We start from the raw sequence: 20796 nt of genomic DNA on the forward strand, positions 1-20796 counted from the left end.
AAGTCAAGAAGATTTTAACAAAAATTAATTTTGTATTTCTAACCATTGATTTAATAACTCGTCTAGTTTCTTTTTATCATTAATTAATTGACTAGTAATACGGTTATATTGTTGAGGATTATCTAAATATAGATTAACGTCTTCAATTTCTTTTTCTAAGTATTTGATGGATATTTCTAGCTTTTCAATATCGTCGGGCAATGTTTCAAGCAAACGCTGGTATTTATAAGATAGCTTTTTATTTGGAGGTTCTTTTTGAGAGGCTAGTGGTAGTGGTTTTGAAGCTTTTTTAGTTATAGGAGAGGTAGTAAAATACTGTTTATAATCTTCGTAATCTCCTGTTAAATCATGAATTTTACCTTGAGCAAAGACTAAAGTTCTAGTAACTAACCTATCTAAGAAGTCACGATCATGGCTTACGACTATTAAAGTGCCTGAATAATCTGCAAGTATATCTAGTAAAATTTCTAAACTATCCATATCGAGGTCATTAGTCGGTTCATCTAAAATTAACAGATTTCCAGGGTTCATTAGAATTTTGGCAAGTAATAATCTATTAGCTTCGCCGCCCGATAGAATAGCGGTTTTTGCATTAAGTAGTTTAGGGTTAAACATGAATTGTTTTAAATAACCGGCAACATGCATGGTTTTACCGTTTGGCAAAAATACTTGATCACCGCCTGTAGGACATAAAGTTTGTTGTAATGTATGATGAGGCTCTAGTTTTTCTCTATGTTGCTCAAAATATGAAATATCTAAATTACTGCCATATATAATTTTACCTAAGTCAGGTGTAAGTTGCTTTGTTAGTAGTTTGATAAAGGTAGATTTTCCTGAGCCGTTTGCACCGATTATACCGATTTTTGCGCCTTTTTTTACACGAAAACTGAAATTATCAATGATTTTAGTATTTTTATAGCTGAAACTAATATTATCTGCTTCAATAATGAATTTACTTTTAGCTATATTTTCAGCAAGCTCTGCCATAACTCTTTGTTTTGAACTAGCTAGTTTTTCAGTCTGTTCTCTTGTTATTACTCTTAAATCTTTCAACTCTGCAAGTCTCTTTTGATTCCGCTTACGTCTAGCCGTAACACCGGTATTTAACCATTCCTTCTCTTGAGATAGTTTTTTATTTAATTTCCGCAGCACTGCTTCTTCTTGCTCTATTATAACATTTTGCCATTCATCAAAAAATTTAAATCCTTTATCAGATTTACGTAAAATCCCTCTATCAAGCCACCAAATTTTATTAGTAACATTTGAGAGAAATGTTCTATCATGACTAACGCAAATAATAGCACCGTTATAAGATTTAATAAATTCTTCTAGCCACTCAATCGTTTCAATATCTAGATGATTGGTCGGTTCATCAAGTAGTAATATTTTCGGCTCTAATATTAAAGCCTTAGCAAGGTTTGCTCTTCTAAGCTGACCGCCTGAATAGGTTGATAAGTTATCTGTTCCGTTGATTTGTCATTTTTCTAGAATTATATCGATTTGGTATTTATCTATTTCTTTTGTACTATCTGTTTGTTGTAAGATAAAATCGCAAACAGTTAGATTAGTCTTTATAGACATATCTTGTCCTAAATAGCCGGTTGTAATTGCAGAATCTTGAAATAGTTCGCCGTTATCTAGTTCATAATCCCCTGATATTACTTTCATTAAGCTTGATTTTCCGCAGCCGTTACGTCCTATAAGACAAATCTTATCACCTTTGTATAAATAAAGTGCTAAATCAGATAAGATTACTTTATCACCAAAGCTTAGATTGCCATTTTTGATGTAATAAATTAGGGTCATGAAAGGGAATATATTGTTGATGTTGTTGCATATGCAAACTTCGTCACTGTAAGCGACTGAATGCTTTGTTGCATTGCTCAAGAAACCTGCTCGATGTCATTACCCGTGTGGACCGGTTTTCCGTCATTGCAAGAAGAATTACATAGTAATTCGACGAAGCAATCCAGTAAAAAATGCTAATTTACAGAATTTTTTTTAATCTTTTTCTGGATTGCCAAGTCACTTTGCTCCTCACAATGACGGTTTTGGTATCTACGCAATAATACCTTCCCACGTAGGCAGGAATCTAGTACTTTAAAGCCTTTTAAAAGCTTTATTTGAATAAAATCTTGATCTAAAATTTTTTTTAAAGCTCGATTTATCTCGCTTTACGCTGGATGTCCGCTTTCGCTGGAATGACATAAACCGATCCATGCAACAACGCCTTTAGTTGCTTGCAATGACTGTGTAGGAATCAAACCCTCTTAATTACTAAACTAGCATTAGTACCGCCGAATCCAAATGAATTAGAAAGTATGTAGTCTATTTTAGTTTTTCTAGCTTTTAATTTTACTAAATCTATCTTAACCTCATCCATAGGGTTATTTAAATTTAAAGTTGGCGGTGCAATCTGATCTCGAATTGCAAGAGTTGAAAAGATAAACTCAACGCTTCCTGCTGCACCGAGTAAATGTCCTATTGATGATTTAGTAGAAGACATTAAAATTTGAGGATTTGCTTCTAAAAATAATTTTTGTACGACTGCTAATTCTATCGCATCACCGAGATTAGTAGAAGTGCCATGTGCATTAATGTAATCAATCATATCGGGGGTGATAGCTGCATCTAGCATTGCATCTCTCATCGCTCTATAAGCCCCTCGACCTTCAGGATGTGGGGCTGTTATATGGTATGCATCACCTGTAGAGCCGTATCCTATAACTTCACCGTAAATTTTAGCCCCTCGATTTAAGGCATGCTCATATTCTTCCAAGACTACAACGCCTGCTCCTTCACCCATAACAAAACCGCTGCGGTCTTTATCCCAAGGTCTTAAGGCTTTTTCAGGATTATCGTTATATTTAGTACATAATGCTCTAGCAGCAACGAAACCTGCAACTCCAACAGGTGTAACTGGAGCTTCTGCACCGCCTGCGACCATAACATCTGCATAGCCGTGCTTTATCATACGCATAGCATCGCCTATAGCATGTGCCCCTGTAGAGCAAGCCGTTACTGCTGCTTGATTTGGACCGCTAAAACCGTATTTTATAGAAACAAGACCGGATAAAAGATTAATTAGTGATGCAGGAATAAAGAAGGGATTAACTTTGCCGTTATTTTCTTGATAAAGCTTGATAGAGGTATCTTCGATCATTTTAAGCCCGCCGATTCCTGAACCTAATATCAAGCCAGTTCTATCACGAGATTCTTCATCTTCAGGTAACCAGCCGCTATCTTCAACTGCTTCGGTTGCGGCTGCTACTCCGTAAAGGATAAATTTATCCATTTTACTTAGTCTATTAACGTTATCTGCTTGTGTGAAATTTTCAAGTTTAAATCCATCTTTCTCAGAGTTATCTATAAGTCCGGCAATTTTACACGCAAGTTTAGAAGTATCAAATTCCGTAATAGTTTTTATACCGCTTACCCCATTTACAATATTTTTCCAAGATGCGCTAACATTAAGCCCAACAGGAGTAACAAGTCCAAGTCCGGTAATAACTACTCTTTTATTTACTATTTGATTCGACATTTTTAATTATCTATTAGGGATATAATTTATGTAGATTAAGATTGGCGTTCTTTGATATATTTTATAACATCGGATACGGTTTTAATTTTAGTGGCTTCATCATCAGGGATATCAATACCGTACTCAACTTCTATTGCCATCATTAACTCTACGGTATCAAGGCTATCGGCTTTCAAATCTTCTATCAATCTTGAATCCGTAGTTATTATCGATTTATCTTTATTTAGCTTGTCAGCAACCATTTCAATAACTTTCTGTTCGATCTTGTCCGTTGTACTCATAATTTTGAACTCCATAAATCATTTAATTTTATATGCCGTATAATAGCGATTATTCAGCTATTAGACTTTATTTTAAATGTATAAATATTTATTTAAAATATTTATAGCATTTTATCTTTAACAGAACTTTTAGCACAAAAAATTATTTTATGCTAGCACAAAATTTTACACCATTAACATTCCCCCGTTTACGTGGATAGTTTGGCCGGTAATATATGATGCCTGATCGCTTGCTAAAAATGCGACTGCGTTTGCCACGTCTTCCGGCATACCGTAAGTGTCTAGCGGAATTTTTTGTACTATGGCTTCTCTTTGTTGTTCGTTTAGTTTATCGGTCATATCTGATTTAATAAATCCTGGAGCTACTGCATTAACCGTAATTCCTCTGGTTGCAACTTCGTAAGAGAGCGATTTGGTCATACCTATTAAGCCTGCTTTAGAAGCACAATAATTAGCCTGCCCTGGGTTACCTGAAATTCCTACTATTGAAGATATGTTAATAATGCGTCCATATCTGTTTTGCATCATTTTTTTTATTGCTTCACGATTTAAAATAAAATTTGCTTTTAAATTAATATCAATCACTTTGTTAAAATCTTCATCTTTCATTCTAATTGCTAGTGTATCGCTAGTAATACCTGCATTACATACTAAAATATCTAGCTTTAGTGCTTTAGATATTAAATTGCTGCACTCTGCTTTATCTGCAAGATTACATACTGCTATCGTATAATTATCTTTTAAAACATTTCCAAGGGATTTTAATTTTTCCTCATTACTACCGCTAATAATTACATGACTTCCGAGTTTGTGCAGTAACTTCGCTATAGCTCCGCCTATACCTCCTGAAGCTCCCGTAATTAAAGCAGTTTTATCTGTTAAATCAATCATTTTCTTCCTCCGTTTGATCAAGATTTATATTAATATTTTTGACGATTTTTCACGTATTATTTTCTCAATTTCATTGGCAATTTGTGGATGTTCTTTTAAATATTGTTTGACGTTTTCACGTCCTTGTCCAATGCGTACGTTATTATAGGAAAACCAAGAGCCGGATTTCTCAACAATATCAAGCTTAACTCCAAGATCGATTATCTCGCCTTCTTTTGAAATACCTGAACCGTACATTATATCAAAATCTGCAGTTTTAAATGGAGGAGATACTTTGTTTTTGACTACTTTTACTTTAGTTTGGCTGCCTATCACTTCTTCTTTATCTTTAATGGAGCCTATTCTTCTTATATCGATCCTAACAGAAGCATAGAATTTCAAAGCATTACCGCCTGTCGTAGTTTCAGGACTGCCGAACATCACGCCTATTTTCATTCTGATTTGGTTGATGAAAACAGTAATACAATTGGTACGATTAATTGATGCGGTAAGTTTACGGAGTGCCTGGCTCATTAATCTTGCTTGAGAAGCCATTTGGGCATCACCCATCTCGCCCTCAATCTCTGATTTTGGTACTAAAGCCGCAACACTATCTATTATTATCATATCAATACCGCCGGAGCGAATTAAAGTATCAGTAATTTCTAAGGCTTGTTCACCTGTATCAGGCTGCGAAATAATAAGCTCGTCAATATTTACGCCGAGTTTCTTCGCATAAGCAGGGTCTAATGCATGCTCGGCATCAATAAAAGCACATGTACCGCCCTTTTTCTGTGCTTCGGCGATTAAATGTAGTGTTAGAGTAGTTTTACCTGAACTTTCAGGACCAAAAATCTCGATAATTCTGCCTTTAGGAACACCACCGATTCCAAGAGCTATATCTAGCCCAAGTGAGCCGGTAGATACGGCTTCTATATCAACATTCGGACGTTGCCCGAGTTTCATTACCGAACCTTTACCGTAGCTTTTTTCGATTTGCACGAGTGCTGCGGCAATGGCTCTTTCCTTATCTGTATTTGACATAAATTTCCATATTATAAACTTACCAATTAAAATATAAGCTTGAGAAAGAAAAATCAAATTTTATTTATGTTATTTGTGCTTGTAAGATTAAAGCTTGACTTCCATACTAGGTGATGCTTAGATGTTAAATTTACTTGTGCTATAAATTTTAAAGCTAATTAAGGTCACATAGTTCCCAAAAAAGATAGATTTAGTAAAACCCTTGGTTAAATAACTTATCACCTAGGGTATCACAATTTCCACAAACTGAATATATACTAAAGATAATTCATCATCTACATATTATAAATTTAGATGGCATATTTTAATTATTTTAAGCATTTGCTTACTTTTAGTATCAATGGATGCTACAATCTTGCATGCTGTTATGCCTACTATAATTCTTGATTTAAAACCATATAATTTACAACAATTATGGATAATCAATGCATATGCATTAGTATTATCAGGTCTTTTAATTACCGCAGGACCGCAGGTGCATTAGGAGATAGATTTTGTTGTAAAAGATTATTACTTTGAGGATTTTTAGTTTTTTCCATCGCTTCAATTTCAATGTTAGTTTATGTATTTGATAGCTCATGGGGATTAGCATTATGCCGTGTTTTACTTGGGTTAGGAGGATGCATGATTATGCCTTTCACTGATCGATGTTGCGTAATATTTTTACTAATACACATGAACGTATGATCGCAATATCCTTGTGGTGAATAATGGCAACCGTAGGAGCAGCTATAGGACCCGTACTAGGAGGAGTATTGGGTGAGCTTTTAAGTTGGCAATTTGCATTTTTTATAAACGCACCTATTGCATTAGTAATTATTGCTTTTGGCATAGTTTGGATTCCTGAATCATCTAACCCTAGTAATGAACCATGGAATTGGATAGGTGTATTGCAATCGTTTTTCGGTATAGCAGCTTTAGTTCAAGGTATTAAGATATTGGCTAAATACGGTATTATGAATATAGCATCCGGCAGAATGCTATTAATTGGCATTGTATTACTAATAATATTTACCTTACGCCAACTTAAAAGTGATGACCAGCTAGTGGATATGAGTTTATTCTTAATTAGCAATTTTAGTGTAGGAGTAATAGTTTATTTACTGATTACTTGTGTCTTAGGATCTATAATGTATCTTATGTCATTATGGTTACAGTTTATCAAAGGGTTAAGTACTTTGTATGCAGGTCTTTATATGCTGCCTGCAGCAGTTTTTACTTTAATTGCATCTGTAGTTATACAATATTTACTTACACGATTTACTGCACGTATAATAATATTTAGCGTGCTTATCTTTACTACTATATCATTGATTTTACCTAGTATATTAGACTATAGAGATTTATTATCGAATACTATATATCTTGGACTGCTTGGTATAGGAAGTAGTCTATGCCTCTCTACTACCGTAACAGTTATGATGAATGCAGTGCCGGCAGAGAGATCCGGAGGTGCAGCAGCACTATAAGAAACAGCATATGAATTAGGTAATGTATTAGGTATAGCTGTTATTGTGAGTATTAGGTCTTTTATATATAGTAACAATCTAGTAATCCCTCATGGTGTTTCTGTATCAATGGCAGAAATAGCTCGTGACTCAATCGGTGAAGGGATAATTATTGTTCAACAACTACCGCCTTCATTTGATCACGAATTAATTAAGGAGTTAATATTGCTTTTATAAATGCATTTAATATAGTAGGTATTATTCTAGGAATAATCATGCTAATATTGGCGGGCGTGATTATGTATGTTCTTCCTCCTTTTAAAGCCTCAACCTCTCTACATTAATGGCTTTATTATATGATGAAACGGGTATAGAATTACAGTTTGCACTATTTATCATCATGGTTACTATAAATTATCTTAGTACTTATTTTTGTAGTAAGTAGTTAATAAAATAGGATGATGATATTTTCAAGTATACAAACCATTAACAAATATTTCTTCTAGTTTGAAACTAAACGTTGTTCTATTCTTTCTATATCGCTGTTTATTAGAGGGTTTTCTAGCAAAAGCACGATCTCAGCTTTTAGAGCTTCTATTTCTTTTGCAGCAAATTCTAATGTGCTTTCAGATAAGGTCGTTTTATTTTGGTTGGACATAATAATTATGCCCGATTTATTAAACTTAAATTGCTCAAGTTTCAACCACCAAAGTTTAACTTTTGTGATCGGGGAGGTAAGCAAACCGCTACTAACAGTTTGCAATAGGTTTTAAGCTTAAAGTAACCCTTAAGCTCTGAACATGCCCATCGCTGACCCGACCATAACATAGTCGAGGATTACACCATTTTATGGCTGATGTATTACCATAATAGCGAGAGATTCTTACATCCCGAAATAGCAAGTTGCCATTCCGGTTACGATGCCATATATAACCTTCAAAAAGTTAATTAATACTTAAGTTTTATTATTTTTTCCTTTGCTAATCTAGTTTGTACTTCTATAAGCTTTTGACAAAATGCGATAAAATTCCTCGCTGTTTGTCGTGCTTGTTCTTCTGTGATTTCACCGTTATAAGCATTGTGAATAGCTTTAACTACATTATTAAATTGGCATTGCTAACTAAAGAGAGATGTCATATCGTGGCTTGTCCACGGTATCCAGGAAAACAACTTAAAATACTAGATGTTTAGGTATTTTTTTGGATCCCGTGAATAAATCACGGGATGACATCGAGTTTTTTATTATTCTCTCTCTTTAGTTCGCAATGCCTTTAAATTTTTCTTCTATTGTTTCTTTATTCATAATGTTATTCCTTTCTGTTAATGATAATTTTTTAACTTTAAATAATTATATTTATAGATAAATTAAATTTATAACACTATAATTATTACAATCAATAATTATAGTCATTGACTTATTTTAATTACTTCTCTTAAATGATCATTAAACGCTGTCATTCATAATATAGTCTAATTTTTAAGAGTTAAAATATGGAAAATCAAGAAGAAACTTTAACCTTTGAGTTAATAATAGATGAAGAGAAGGCAAAGCGTTTAAAAGCTCAAAATGCAAGGAAAGATATTAAGTTAATATTAATAACATTTGCTATTATTCTTACTAGTTTTTTAACTTTTTGTTATTTTCTTTTTTTAAACTATATAGAAAAAAGCAGCAGAGTATAAATTACAGCAAGCACAAGAAGCAAAAGTAAATAATAAAACAGAATGAAGTTGTTGAAATACAATGTAATCACAAGTTATCAAGCTATCTAGAATTAAAAAAATATTTGTTATCGCAATTTTTAACTTTTGCTTTAATTGTAATCAACTAATTATTAATATAAATAAAATAACTTTTATGGAAGATATAAGCTCTTGGAAAGAAAAGTTTGAAATTTGCGTTTACGCTCAGAAACTACTTGATAAACTCACATATTTAAACACTAAAGTAAAAAATCCTGTTGATATAGAGGAAGTCAAAAAAGGTATCTACTACGCCCGTAAATATCACGGCTTGCAAATGCGTCAATCAGGCAATCCTTACTACTCTCACCCAATTGAAGTAGCGATTATGTTTGCGGAGTTTGTAGCTTATAAAGAAGTCAAATTTTATATAAATAATCTAATTATAGCTAGCCTATTACACGACACTGAACTTACAGAAGCAATTATTGCAAAAATATTTAACCCACGAATTGGTAAAATGGTTAACATGCCCTCTAAGGGCGAAGAACAAACTATTAGAGAAGTTCTAAATATTGCATTTCATGCAAAAGATTAAGGAGTACTATTGATTAAATTATTGGATCGTCTTCACAATATTTTAACATTACACTTTAAGAAAGAAGAAAAGCAATAGAAACTATTAATATATTCCTTACTCTTGCTTTATATTTAGGTATTGACAGTGCCAAAGAATTAATAGAAGGAGTTTGTTATGCTATAATTGATCCTTATTATAAAAAAGAATAAAGTTATTAATAATAACGACCATTTATTATTTCTAGCTTCTCACAATAATTCCTAGCTATAATATATCCTATAGTTAAAGGTAACGTTAAAATTAATAAACCTAGATTGCCAAAATACCTAGTTATATACATAATACCAAAAGAGCTAACGGGATACATTACAGCTTTTGCAATAGCAAAAGTAAATGTACTAGCAAAAAAACGTTTAAAAATAGGGAAATGAGAGAAAATTACCTGATTAGCAGGAAATGCCGTACATGTTAGTATAATACTTATAATTTGAATTATGAGTATTTGATTAGAATTTATGGCTATATCTAACAAATATGGGAAAATAATGGAAAAAGGAGCAAATACCCATAATTTAAATTTAAGTATTTTAAGAGGATGTAGTTTAAAACAAAAAAGCATTAATATCACAGTATTAATTAAGTTTACTATACCTAGAATAAAATTATGATATATAACTTGTTCTGAAGAAAAAGCTAAAGCTGCATTGAAAGATGCATTTTGAGGATTAGAAGCAGGAAAAAATAATTCATTTAGAAGTACTGCCATATGAATGTATAATATAAAATCAAAATATAAGAAATGTACCTATAAATAAAAGCCCTACAGCTTCCTTTTGTTTTTTAGTTAAGCTTCTTTGTGCTTTTTCATAGCCTAGCATCAATTCTTTACAAAAAATTAAATTGTAAAGACAATTATGCTGTTTTATATAAAAGTCAATAGGAAATTTCGCTTTACACGATAAATAAGAAATGAAGTACAACTTAATATACTTTATGGATTGAATAAGATTTTTTCAAGAATAGTTAATCCTATTTTCAAAAAAATCTTATAATTTGCAGCAAAAAAGACATTTAATTATTTATTACCACAATAAATATGTGATAAATAAACTAATTGAAAGAAAAAAATGAGCAATATATAGTAATGGTTCATTTTTAGATTAAAAAACAAAAATACTATACTAGCGTTGATAGCTATAATTAAATATATTTAAAATATGCTTTTTCAATCACTAAATTTATACTCTATTTTAGTTGCAGGGCTTACAGCTACAATTATCGTTTTTATGCGTCAGTTATCTTATTACAAACAGCAAATTATTAATAAGGATTTTTAAAAATGATACCTGCATATTTTGATAACAAAATGTTATATAAAATTCTTAATAATAACTGTGATAGATATTCTGCTCTTGAAATGATTAAATCATATTTTAAGTTGAACACTGCAAGATCATTATCATATGAAGAACTTCAAAATGACGAACAATTAAGCGCATTACTTAGAGATCCTTTAAACTATTTTATTGATGATTTGATATCAAAATCTGATAAATCAGTTGCAGTAAATAAAGTGTTTAGTATCCAAGAGGAACATAACAATACCCATAAATTATATGCGTTTTTAGAGCAAAATAAAATATCGGGCAAAACACATCAAATGCTTATATACCTTATATAATGACCAAAGACGACGAAGAAAGCTTAAACACTTTCATACATTTGGCTAAGATAATGTAGATTTACCAAAATCAAAATCAGAAACTCAAATAACAAGTTTAAAAGTGAGCTTAACGAAGCGAAGAAGACAGAGTTATTTAAAGCTCGGTTTAGAATACCTAAACCGAGAAATAAATTACTACTTACCTAAAAGTGGATATGTAACATTTTTTAAGAATTTTCTTTTAATATAAGTACATACTAAAAATGTCAGTACGGTACTTGGAACATAGCGAATGATCGTAGGTAAATATCTTATTCAGGTCTTAGTTGAGACTAAGTCAGTAAACGGCGTACTTATGTTCTCTACTAACTCTCTACTTTTTGATCTTAAAGAATCTAAAGTACGATATCTATTTTTGTATTTTAAATAACATCTAACAGCTTCAATAACCATAGAGATATAATAGCAATTATTCCGCTTTGCATAAGAAAATAAAATTCCATACTATCTGCACAATAACAATAATTATTAAAACTAAACCTAGAATATTAAAAAAATAGACAAATGGTTTGCCATAAGATTTTTCTTCTTGCTTAATGCTACTTTTTAATAATTCATATATTAGAGATTTTAACATTGAATTACCTATTTCATAAGAATAGCGAGCAACACGCCCGCACCAAAAGCGTAGGCTAGATTCAGTAAAGGGTGGTCACGTGTTGACTCACATAAAGCCGCTACATTAGCTTTATCTTTATAATGTTCCATAACAGACGATAAATTACCTCACTACTCATCTAGAATATCTCCGGATTTGCCTTTTAAATTACGTAATCTTGACACTAAGCTTTCAATATCTTTTTTGAGACCTTCGACATCTTCTTTAGCAGAGTTTGAATTTGATTCTTTTATAATTTACTCCTTTATTAGTTTACATTTTGTTAAGCAGATTATTTTGCCTACAACCATACAATACTCCTCTTATCAGAACTTTATAATAGCTTAAATAACATTATTGAAATCAATTTATGAGATTTTAAAATAACGAACACCGAATTCAAAATAGATTCGGTTGAAATTTGTATTACTTCTACTGATAGACTTTGTTATACGGCTCGACCCCCCCCTATATATCATCCCCGCAAAAGCGGGGATCCAGCATAAAACGAGATAAATCGAGCTTTTAATTTCAAAAATTTTCTGTATTTATATATTTTTTTTCTGGATTCCCGCTTTCGCGGGAATGACATAAAACGAACCATATAACAAAACTCTACTTACTACCAAATGCAGAAACAATTTTATTAATTAATGATTCAATATTAATTGCTGATTGAGTATATCTTATTTCTTCATTAGCCGCTAAATATTCATCATCATTACCAGGTACAATTGAAATATATTTACCTCCAAGTAACCCGCTGGTGACTACTTGGGCTTTAGAATCTTTAGGTATTTTAACATCATCATTAATATTTAGATATACACTTGCATAAAAGCTATTCGGATCTAAAGTAATTTTCTTTACACTACCTATTTTTATACCTGAGATCATTACGTCGCTTCCGACTGCTATACCCTCTGCACTCTGAAAATTAACAGTTACCTGATAACCTTTTGAGCTAGTTATAGAACTACCTGTGTTGTAGGCAAAAATCAAAAACAGCAAAGCAATAATTAATACTATAAAGCCTATAATTGTTTCAATAATGTTCTGTTTCATTGTTTGTTATATTATACTCCTGATAAATGAAGAATTGTATACGAAGTTCTATCTAAGTATACTAATTAATTACGGTTGCCACCTACTATATTTAAGATTTGATGTTTTAGGCGGCTTTTTAACTATTTTATTATTCTTTTGCCATGGAAAAAGCTGGATATTTTTCGGTATCTCATTTACTAAATGATGTAACCAAGTGTGCCAACTTGGCGGAATTTTTGTAGGTTCATTTACATTTTTATAAATAACAAACCTCCTTGAACGCCCTAAATAATCAATATTACGGCTTTCATAATATTGATTCAAAAATTCATCCTCTCCTACTTTTTTGTAAAAAAAAGTAATAAAAAACTTATCTATCCACGACATTTTAAAATTTCTATAGCAGTTTCTCTTCCTTGCACTGCAAGTTTATCGGCAGCAATATTACCGCTATTATTTGCATGACCTTTTACCCATTTCCAAATAATAGTATGTTTACTCAATTCTGCGTATAATTTTTGCCATAACTCGGCATTTTTAACGGGTTCATTGTTGCTTTTACACCAATTATTTTTTATCCAATTATGAATCCAAGCGGTAATTCCCTGTTGCAAATATTTACTATCGGTATAAATCTCGACATTACAAGATTTTTTTAAAATTTTCAATGCTTCAAATGCTGCCGTGATTTCCATACGATTATTAGTTGTATATAACTCATACCCAAATATTTCTTTACTAGCATCATTAAACTTTAATAAAGCTCCCCATCCTCCTGGGCCTGGATTACCTGCACATGCACCATCAGTATATATAACTACTTTTGAATCCATATGTGGGCATTAACTAGGTTTAGAAGAGTTACGAAACTTATTTAACATTATAACATTTTGATTTGGAGATAATGAAGTTTTATAACTTTTATTAGTACTTATTTCCTCTTCATGTTGGATATTTAACGACTGATTAAAAGTTAGGCTGTAATTATTATTGGAATCAACAAAGCTAATCAGTGCATCAAAAGGTACGTAAATTATTTCTTTAACACCATCAAAACTCACCGTTAAGGAAAAACCGGTATCATTTACTATTAAAGTTTCAAACTGATATTGTAGTACTATTGTGATCTGTTTTGGATATGCCTGTTTAACTTTTGAAGGTAAAATTACCGCAGGGTTATCGGTTCTGTATGATATGTATATTAACTGATCCCAATATAAATTTTCATGCTGAATTTTTGTTAGAATTTTTTTCACAAATTCTAGCATATATTCATTCACAAATTTTTTATATTCAATATTCATAAAAGAAAAATAAATAAAAATAGGTCGACGAAGTTTAATTTGAGCAGTTCACGTCATTGCGAGCAAAAACTGTAATTTTTAATGACGATATCAACCGTTTTTAGACAATGCCAATTTTTCAAATTAAACGAGTATACGCGTGGGGTTTTTCTGTTGCCCGGCAAACCCCCAGCCGCGTAGGATTAAGCTGCTAGAGCTAAATCTACAGAACGATTATTATCGTTTGCGTTTCTTTGTTTTGACCCATATGGCAAAAGCCATCGGCGGAATCATCCCGAGTAAAAGCAATCTTTTTATTAGGTACGTCGATCCTATTTCGCCCCCATAAAATACTGCTGATCTTTTAAAAATTGAATTTCATTTTATCAAGGATTCGCATTCTCACCTATTAAGTATAGGCTGCGGGTGCTCACCTCTCAAAATAAAATTCAATTTTTAAAATACAAGCAGTATTGATATCGACTGGTATACGAAGTTCATCGAGTATTGGTGGAGGCGTCGGGTACTGCCCCCGAGTCCGCAACCTCTATTCTAAATTACGTTTATTACTATAGCTATATTAGCACCAAATATTATGCCTTAATTTGATTAAAATGTAAAGGTCAAATAAGAATGCTAGATTTATATTAAAAATGGACTTATAATAAATGTTTAGAATTCTAAATTAAAAACTTAATTATGCTAACAAATCTTGGAATTATCGCAGGCAGAGGTTCATTACCTTACTTAATAGCAGGTAACTATACAAAGCAAGGTGGCAAGTGTTATATAGCGGCAATTAAAGACGAAGCTGATATAGATCAAATTAAAGATTTTGAATATAAGATTTTAAAAATCGGTATGGTTGGTGAAGCTATAAGATATTTTAAGGATAATGAGGTACAAAATATTATTTTTATAGGCGGAGTTAATAGACCGAATTTTAACAATTTATCCGTAGATAAAATAGGCGGTTTATTACTTTTCAAAATAGTTGGGCAAAAAATTCGAGGAGATAATAATTTGCTAAAAATAGTAGCGGATTTTTTTGAAAGCTACGGTTTTAAAGTAATTTCAAGTAACGAAATATATAAAAATCAACAAGGTAACTCCAATATTATAACCGATACTAACTCTACCAGTTCAGATAAAAATGATATTGAGCTTGGAGTAAAATTATTAAATCATTTAAGTTCATTCGACATCGCACAATCGGTTATAGTTGAAAATGGCTACATACTAGGTATAGAAGCTGCTGAGGGGACGAATAATTTAATAGCGAGATGTGCAGATTTACGTAAAGAATCCCATGAGGGAGTGCTAGTAAAAATACCGAAATTAGGTCAAGATAATAGACTAGATATGCCAACAATTGGTCCTGATACTATAAAGAATCTCGCTAAATATAATTACAAAGGAGTAGCGATTCAGAACAATAACGTAATTATAGTCGAAGAAGAATTAACTATAAAACTCGCTAATGAACATAAAATTTTTATAACAAAATGTTAGCAATAGGTATTACCAGTAGCTATGCATCGGGGAAAACTTTTATTTTGGATTATTTAGCAGAAAAAGGATATAAAACTTTTTGTATTGATAGATGCATAAAAGAATTATATCAAGATTTGAGCGTATAAACTCAAATCTTAAAATTACTCCCTGAACTTGAATCTTTCAATATCGGAAAAATCAGTAATTTAATTTACAATCACTACCTAGCTAGAGAAAAAATACAAAATTTTATTTACCCATTAATGATAGATAAACTCATTTTATTTAAAAAAGAAAATGCTAATTTCAAATTTGGCTTTGCCGAAATACCGTTGCTTTATGAAGCGAAATTTGATAAATATTTTGATTTTGTCGTAACATATATACTGCTCTGAAGAAATAAGAATGCAAAGAGCGATAACAAAAACTTCATTTGATATAGAGATTTATAATAAAACCAAAGAAATTCAGCTATCACAAGAGAGCAAAATAGCAAAAGCAGATTTTGCTATAAATAGCGGCGTTGATATGTTAGACTTGGAAAAACAAATAGCACAGCTAATTCTCGTCATTGCGAGAAGAATTACGTAGTAATTCAACGAAGCAATCCAGTTAAAAATTCTGATTTATAGAATTTTTTTAATCTTTTTCTGGATTGCCGCGTCGCTTCACTCCTCGCAATGACGGTTTTGGTATCCACGCAACAACACCCGCTCGCAGTGACGATTTTAAAAGACTAATAAAGGATTGGGAATGTCGAGTTTAAGAGAAATAATTTTAGATACCGAAACTACGGGACTGGACCCACGACAAGGTCACCGGATCGTCGAAATCGGTGCAATTGAAATGATGAATAAGGTGTTAACAGGTAGGAATTTTCATTTTTATATTAATCCTGAGCGAGACATGCCGTTTGATGCTTATAGAATTCACGGTATTTCCGGTGAGTTTTTAAAGGACAAACCTTTGTTTCATACAATAGCCAATGATTTTTTAGAATTTATTGCAGATAGTAAGCTTGTTATTCATAATGCTCCGTTCGATATTAAATTTCTAAATCACGAATTATCATTATTAAAAAGAGCAGAAATCAAACTTATAGAACTGTCCAATGTTATAGACACTCTAGTTATAGCTAGAAGTATATTTCCAGGCTCAAAATATAATCTTGATGCATTATGTAAAAGATTTAAAGTTGATAATTCAGGTAGGAAGCTTCACGGGGCTTTGAAAGATGCGGCATTACTTGCAGAAGTATATGTGGAACTAACGGGTGGTAGACAATCCGCTTTTAAAATGGTTGATAAATCTGCTGGAATAAATAATTTAGCAACTAATCAAGTAAATAGCAAAACAGAGCAAGCTACTATTGTTATTAAACCTACAAAAGAAGAGCTGCAAAAACATAAAGAGTTTCTTAGTAGTATTTTAAAAACTGCTTAGTAAAACGTCATTGCGAGGAGCCGTAGGTGACGCAGCAATCTAGCAAATAATTAAAAAAATTCTGTAAATCAGAATTTTTAACTGGGTTGCTGCGCCAAAACTTACAGTTTTTTCTCGCAATGACGATGATCAACCTTCCTTAAACTTACCTATGAAAACAAATTTCCTTGTACTGATCACCTTTATAATACTCGTCTCTTTGGGCTTTTGGCAGCTTAGTCGATTAAAAGAAAAGAAGTTATTCTTAGCTTCGATGCAAGCTAATCTAACCTCACCGGCAATTAATTTAACAGAAATTCAAAACAATTTACCTTATCACAAAGTAAAAATTATCGGTCAATTTTTACCTAATAAAGACATATATTTATATGGTAGAAGGTCAATGTCGAGTGAAAAAGACGGCTATTATTTAGTTACTCCTTTTAAAACCATAGAAGATAAAGTTATTTTAGTAGCACGAGGTTGGTTCAGTAATCGCAATAAAAATATTATCACCCAAGCTACAAACGACCAGCAACATGAGATTATCGGTGTTACTATGCCGTCTGAAAAAACTCGTCGCTACTTACCTGCTAACGATATAAAAAATAATGTGTGGCTAACTTTAGATGTAAAAGAAGCCTCTCAAACCTTAGAATTAAATCTAGAGAATTTTTATATTATCACGGAAGGAAAAGATATTAGCAATCTAGATATTTTATTACCACTTTCAATAAATCATTTAGCAGCAATCAGAAATGACCATTTAGAATATGCCTTAACTTGGTTCGGTCTTGCTATTTCTTTAATCGTAATATATATTTTATCGGCGTTGTTATATGGCCGTGGATGTCATCCCGCGACTTGATCGCGGGATCCAGAAAAATAATTAACAAAGACTGGACCACGTGGTCAAGCCACGGGGTGACAGTAATCGATACATAAATGAGCAATCTACAACAACAAGCATCCGATCCTAATTATTCTGTTTGGGTATCGGCATCTGCCGGTACAGGTAAAACCAAAATCCTAACCGATCGATTTTTACGTTTGTTAATAACAGGCGTAGAACCTACCAATATTTTATGCCTTACTTTTACTAATGCTGCAGTTATAGAGATGCAAGCAAGAATTAATAGTAAGCTTAAACATCTTTCGCTTTGTGATGCAGAAAAATTAGAAAATGAACTCTTCTTAATGAGTGGCAATAAGCCGCTACCTCAAGAAATAGAAAACGCAAAAACTTTATACGATAAAATACTAAATAGCAACGAGCCTTTAAATATCTATACAATTCATGCGTTTTGTCAAAAAATCCTTAACACTTTTCCTTTAGAAGCAGGTATCACACCGGAATTTAAAATTCTTGAAGACACTAAATTACAAGATATCTTCCTAAATATCAGAAATGAAATCTACTTAAGTGATGAGCATAATGACTTAATTAAAATTTTACTTAACCGCTTTCATGAAATAACCCTGCAAGATATTTTTACTGAAATAATCGAGCAGAAAATTAAATTCAAGAAGTTATTTACTCATAAAACTATTCCAAATGAAATATATAATAAAAGATTAGCGTTAGGGGAATTAAATAATATTTACGATAAGGTAAAAAACTTATTTGCAGAATATGATTTGGCAATAGAACCGAAAGAAATCTTTTTTACAAAAGACGGAAAAAAACGTAAAAGCCTTTTATCGAAAGAATTAACAAGAAAATATCCTAAATTATTGCTAGAGCTAGAAAAAATTATCTCTGAAATTTACCGTTTAGATGAGTTGCATCGCATAGAGAAGCTAGAATATCATACGAACTTACTTACTAAACTTGCTCATATTATTTTAAGAAAATACGATTCATATAAAGAAGAAAATAATTTACTCGATTACGATGATCTAATTTACTACACCGAAAAATTACTAAATAATAAAACTACGCATGAGTGGTTGTTGCACAAGCTTGAAAACGAGATAAACCACATTCTTGTTGACGAAGCACAGGACACAAGTCCCCCGCAGTGGAATATTATCATTACTTTAATAACAGCGTTTAATGCGGCAGATAAACCAAGTAATAGTACCTTTATCGTTGGTGACGATAAACAGTCCATCTTCAGTTTTCAAGGGGCTGATCTTCATAATTTCAGCTTAGTAAAGGAGCAACTAAAAGCAAACCTTACAAGTGCTAATAAAAAATTCAAAAATATCACCCTTGAATCTTCTTATAGATCATGTGCAGAGATTTTACAATTTACTCATAATGTTTTGAAAAATATAAAATCCAATTACCCTAGTTTATTCCTTGCGGATAATCCTTTAATATCCTCATTTCGTACACATCAAGGTCTAGTGACAATTTGGCCTTTAGTAATGAGTGAAAAACAAGAAGAGCTTTTTTGGGCATTGCCTAAAGATTATGAAAATTCTAAATCTGCTGCTGATTTACTTATAGAAAAAATTGTAAATTTCATACAAGAACAAATAGAAAGCAAAGAAATTTTACCGTCTACCGTAAGCAAAATATCTGAGAAAGATTTCATGATATTAGTAAGAAAGAGAGATGAATTTAGCAATAATCTTATAAAAGAACTGAGTAAAGCTAAGCTTAACGTTGAGATAAGCGATAGAATTAATATTAAAGAAAATCTAACTATAATGGATTTAATGTCCGTGGCTAAATTTGTATTACTACCAGATGATGATTTAAACCTTGCCGGCTTACTAAAATCACCGATTATCGGCATTAACGAAAAGCAATTATACGAACTTCTTGTCAATAAAAACGATAATAGTTTATGGGATAATCTATCTGCTTGTGAAGAAATATACGCTAAGTTCAATTCTCTAATTGAAATTTATAAAATATCGACTGTTGAGAATTTCTTTGATTTAGTGGTGAAGAATCTAAATTTACGAGAGATTTACGATGATGATAATGATGATATGATAAATGAGCTATTAACGTTAAGCAAAAACTATGCAAATGATATAGATAATTCACTGCAAGGATTCGTTGCTTGGTTTGAGAATAACTATATCTACATCAAACGTGATATGGAGCATTCAGATAAAATAAGAGTAATGACCGTCCACAGCTCTAAAGGACTTGAAGCTCCTATTGTTATATTATGCGATTCTACTACTCTGCCGGTAAGTAGCAATCAATTTATTTGGGACGATAAAGGGGAAATGTTCTTCTCTGCTAATATTGTAGATACGCCGGAGTTCCTACAAGAATTAAAAGAAGCTAAAAAATTACAAGATTTGCAAGAATATATAAGACTACTCTATGTTGCAATGACAAGAGCTAAAGACCGGCTAATTATATGCGGTTTTAGTAATAAATCTAACACTCCTGAAAATTGCTGGTATGAAATAGTCAAGCAAACTTTTGATTAACAGCTGCTTTATTAAGTCATTATTCGGCTTTCCAACTCTCCTAAACGTTGCTCAATTCTCTCTATATCTTCTTTTGTGACAGGATTTTTGAATAAAAATGCAATTTCATCTTTTAGCATATTTATCTCTTGTTCAGTAGAATCTAATACTATATCGTAAATGCTTTTTTACCTTGATTTAACACTTAAATGCTCCCAAACTTAAATTGCTCAAGTTTCAACCACCAAAGATTTTGACCTTGGGTGGTTGGGGTGTTAGAAGGATCATACGCGTCAAGTTAAGGAAAGTAAGTAAGCAATTTGCAAGGAATTTGCTAATTGCAACTCTGTTAGCTAGAAAAAATGATATTTAAAAAGGGAAGTGAAGAGTATAAGTATTAG

16 protein-coding genes, 1 other RNA gene and 6 pseudogenes are annotated in these 20796 nt (G+C 31.9%); 10 read left to right on the forward strand and 13 right to left on the reverse strand.

Going from position 1 to position 20796, the window contains the following annotated elements; genetic code table 11:
* Positions 1–24: 24 nt before the first annotated feature.
* From ACKTSD_RS02065 to recA, 5 genes and pseudogenes are all read right to left on the reverse strand, one after another.
* Positions 25–1806: pseudogene (locus ACKTSD_RS02065) on the reverse strand (ABC-F family ATP-binding cassette domain-containing protein).
* Positions 1807–2260: 454 nt separating this feature from the next.
* Positions 2261–3541 (reverse strand): beta-ketoacyl-ACP synthase II, encoded by a 1281-nt coding sequence (fabF, locus tag ACKTSD_RS02070; RefSeq protein ID WP_412707788.1) that lies wholly within the window; start codon positions 3539–3541, stop codon positions 2261–2263.
* Positions 3542–3576: 35 nt separating this feature from the next.
* A complete protein-coding gene (gene acpP, locus ACKTSD_RS02075; RefSeq protein ID WP_412707789.1) occupies positions 3577–3837 on the reverse strand; it encodes an acyl carrier protein in 261 nt (86 codons plus the stop codon).
* Between the two features lie 150 nt (positions 3838–3987).
* On the reverse strand, positions 3988–4713 hold the full coding sequence (fabG, locus tag ACKTSD_RS02080) for a 3-oxoacyl-ACP reductase FabG (protein ID WP_412707790.1): 726 nt from the start codon (positions 4711–4713) through the stop codon (positions 3988–3990).
* A pseudogene (gene recA / locus ACKTSD_RS02085) lies at positions 4706–5736 on the reverse strand (recombinase RecA). The gene fabG and the pseudogene recA overlap by 8 nt, the downstream one beginning before the upstream one ends.
* 710 nt (positions 5737–6446) lie before the next feature.
* Here recA and ACKTSD_RS02090 point away from each other — a divergent pair.
* Entirely contained in the window at positions 6447–7205 is a 759-nt protein-coding gene (locus tag ACKTSD_RS02090) for an MFS transporter (protein WP_412707791.1), read from the forward strand.
* Between the two features lie 45 nt (positions 7206–7250).
* Positions 7251–7421 carry a hypothetical protein gene (locus ACKTSD_RS02095; protein ID WP_412707792.1) on the forward strand — a complete coding sequence of 57 codons (171 nt, stop codon included), beginning with the start codon at positions 7251–7253 and terminating at the stop codon, positions 7419–7421.
* Between the two features lie 265 nt (positions 7422–7686).
* On the opposite strand, the gene ACKTSD_RS02100 is transcribed toward ACKTSD_RS02095, so the two are convergent.
* Positions 7687–7947, reverse strand: a complete 261-nt coding sequence (locus tag ACKTSD_RS02100) for a hypothetical protein (protein WP_412707793.1) — start codon at positions 7945–7947, stop codon at positions 7687–7689.
* A 728-nt stretch (positions 7948–8675) separates the two neighbouring features.
* Between ACKTSD_RS02100 and ACKTSD_RS02110 the strand changes: the two are divergent.
* Positions 8676–8913, forward strand: a pseudogene (locus ACKTSD_RS02110) (RC1041 family protein).
* A gap of 129 nt (positions 8914–9042) precedes the next feature.
* Positions 9043–9465 carry a bifunctional (p)ppGpp synthetase/guanosine-3',5'-bis(diphosphate) 3'-pyrophosphohydrolase gene (locus ACKTSD_RS02115; protein ID WP_412707794.1) on the forward strand — a complete coding sequence of 141 codons (423 nt, stop codon included), beginning with the start codon at positions 9043–9045 and terminating at the stop codon, positions 9463–9465.
* A gap of 196 nt (positions 9466–9661) precedes the next feature.
* Here the strand turns inward: ACKTSD_RS02115 and ACKTSD_RS02120 are convergent, their stop codons facing one another.
* Positions 9662–10213: an MFS type sugar transporter gene (locus ACKTSD_RS02120; protein WP_412707795.1), complete on the reverse strand. Its 552-nt coding sequence runs from the start codon at positions 10211–10213 to the stop codon at positions 9662–9664.
* A 451-nt stretch (positions 10214–10664) separates the two neighbouring features.
* Here ACKTSD_RS02120 and ACKTSD_RS02125 point away from each other — a divergent pair.
* A pseudogene (locus ACKTSD_RS02125) lies at positions 10665–11187 on the forward strand (hypothetical protein).
* 118 nt (positions 11188–11305) lie between these two features.
* Here the strand turns inward: ACKTSD_RS02125 and ACKTSD_RS02130 are convergent.
* From ACKTSD_RS02130 to ssrA, 6 genes and pseudogenes are all read right to left on the reverse strand, one after another.
* Positions 11306–11747 (reverse strand): annotated as a pseudogene (locus ACKTSD_RS02130) (hypothetical protein).
* A 636-nt stretch (positions 11748–12383) separates the two neighbouring features.
* Positions 12384–12833 (reverse strand): outer membrane lipid asymmetry maintenance protein MlaD, encoded by a 450-nt coding sequence (gene mlaD / locus ACKTSD_RS02135; protein ID WP_412707796.1) that lies wholly within the window; start codon positions 12831–12833, stop codon positions 12384–12386.
* Positions 12834–12902: 69 nt separating this feature from the next.
* A complete protein-coding gene (locus ACKTSD_RS02140) occupies positions 12903–13202 on the reverse strand; it encodes an NADH-ubiquinone oxidoreductase subunit NDUFA12 family protein (RefSeq protein WP_412707797.1) in 300 nt (99 codons plus the stop codon).
* The gene (gene rnhA, locus ACKTSD_RS02145; protein ID WP_412707798.1) at positions 13190–13648 is read right to left on the reverse strand and encodes a ribonuclease HI; all 459 of its coding nucleotides are present in this window, start codon (positions 13646–13648) and stop codon (positions 13190–13192) included. The genes ACKTSD_RS02140 and rnhA overlap by 13 nt, the downstream gene beginning before the upstream one ends.
* Positions 13649–13657: 9 nt before the next feature.
* The gene (locus tag ACKTSD_RS02150) at positions 13658–14119 is read right to left on the reverse strand and encodes a ClpXP protease specificity-enhancing factor SspB (protein ID WP_412707799.1); all 462 of its coding nucleotides are present in this window, start codon (positions 14117–14119) and stop codon (positions 13658–13660) included.
* Between the two features lie 138 nt (positions 14120–14257).
* Positions 14258–14723: a transfer-messenger RNA gene (gene ssrA / locus ACKTSD_RS02155) on the reverse strand.
* Between the two features lie 74 nt (positions 14724–14797).
* Between ssrA and ACKTSD_RS02160 the strand changes: the two genes are divergently transcribed.
* The 5 genes and pseudogenes from ACKTSD_RS02160 to ACKTSD_RS02180 all read left to right on the forward strand — a co-directional run bounded on the left by ACKTSD_RS02160 (position 14798) and on the right by ACKTSD_RS02180 (position 20416).
* Positions 14798–15610 carry an LpxI family protein gene (locus ACKTSD_RS02160; protein WP_412707800.1) on the forward strand — a complete coding sequence of 271 codons (813 nt, stop codon included), beginning with the start codon at positions 14798–14800 and terminating at the stop codon, positions 15608–15610.
* Positions 15604–16183 (forward strand): annotated as a pseudogene (coaE, locus tag ACKTSD_RS02165) (dephospho-CoA kinase). The gene ACKTSD_RS02160 and the pseudogene coaE overlap by 7 nt, the downstream one beginning before the upstream one ends.
* 162 nt (positions 16184–16345) lie before the next feature.
* Positions 16346–17035: a DNA polymerase III subunit epsilon gene (dnaQ, locus tag ACKTSD_RS02170; RefSeq protein ID WP_412707801.1), complete on the forward strand. Its 690-nt coding sequence runs from the start codon at positions 16346–16348 to the stop codon at positions 17033–17035.
* Between the two features lie 151 nt (positions 17036–17186).
* On the forward strand, positions 17187–17882 hold the full coding sequence (locus ACKTSD_RS02175) for an SURF1 family protein (protein WP_412707802.1): 696 nt from the start codon (positions 17187–17189) through the stop codon (positions 17880–17882).
* 77 nt (positions 17883–17959) lie between these two features.
* Positions 17960–20416: a UvrD-helicase domain-containing protein gene (locus tag ACKTSD_RS02180; protein WP_412707803.1), complete on the forward strand. Its 2457-nt coding sequence runs from the start codon at positions 17960–17962 to the stop codon at positions 20414–20416.
* Positions 20417–20796: the final 380 nt, after the last annotated feature.

Origin of the sequence: Candidatus Rickettsia kedanie (assembly GCF_045865205.1) — a bacterium.
Classification (GTDB): Bacteria; Pseudomonadota; Alphaproteobacteria; order Rickettsiales; family Rickettsiaceae; genus Rickettsia; species Rickettsia australis.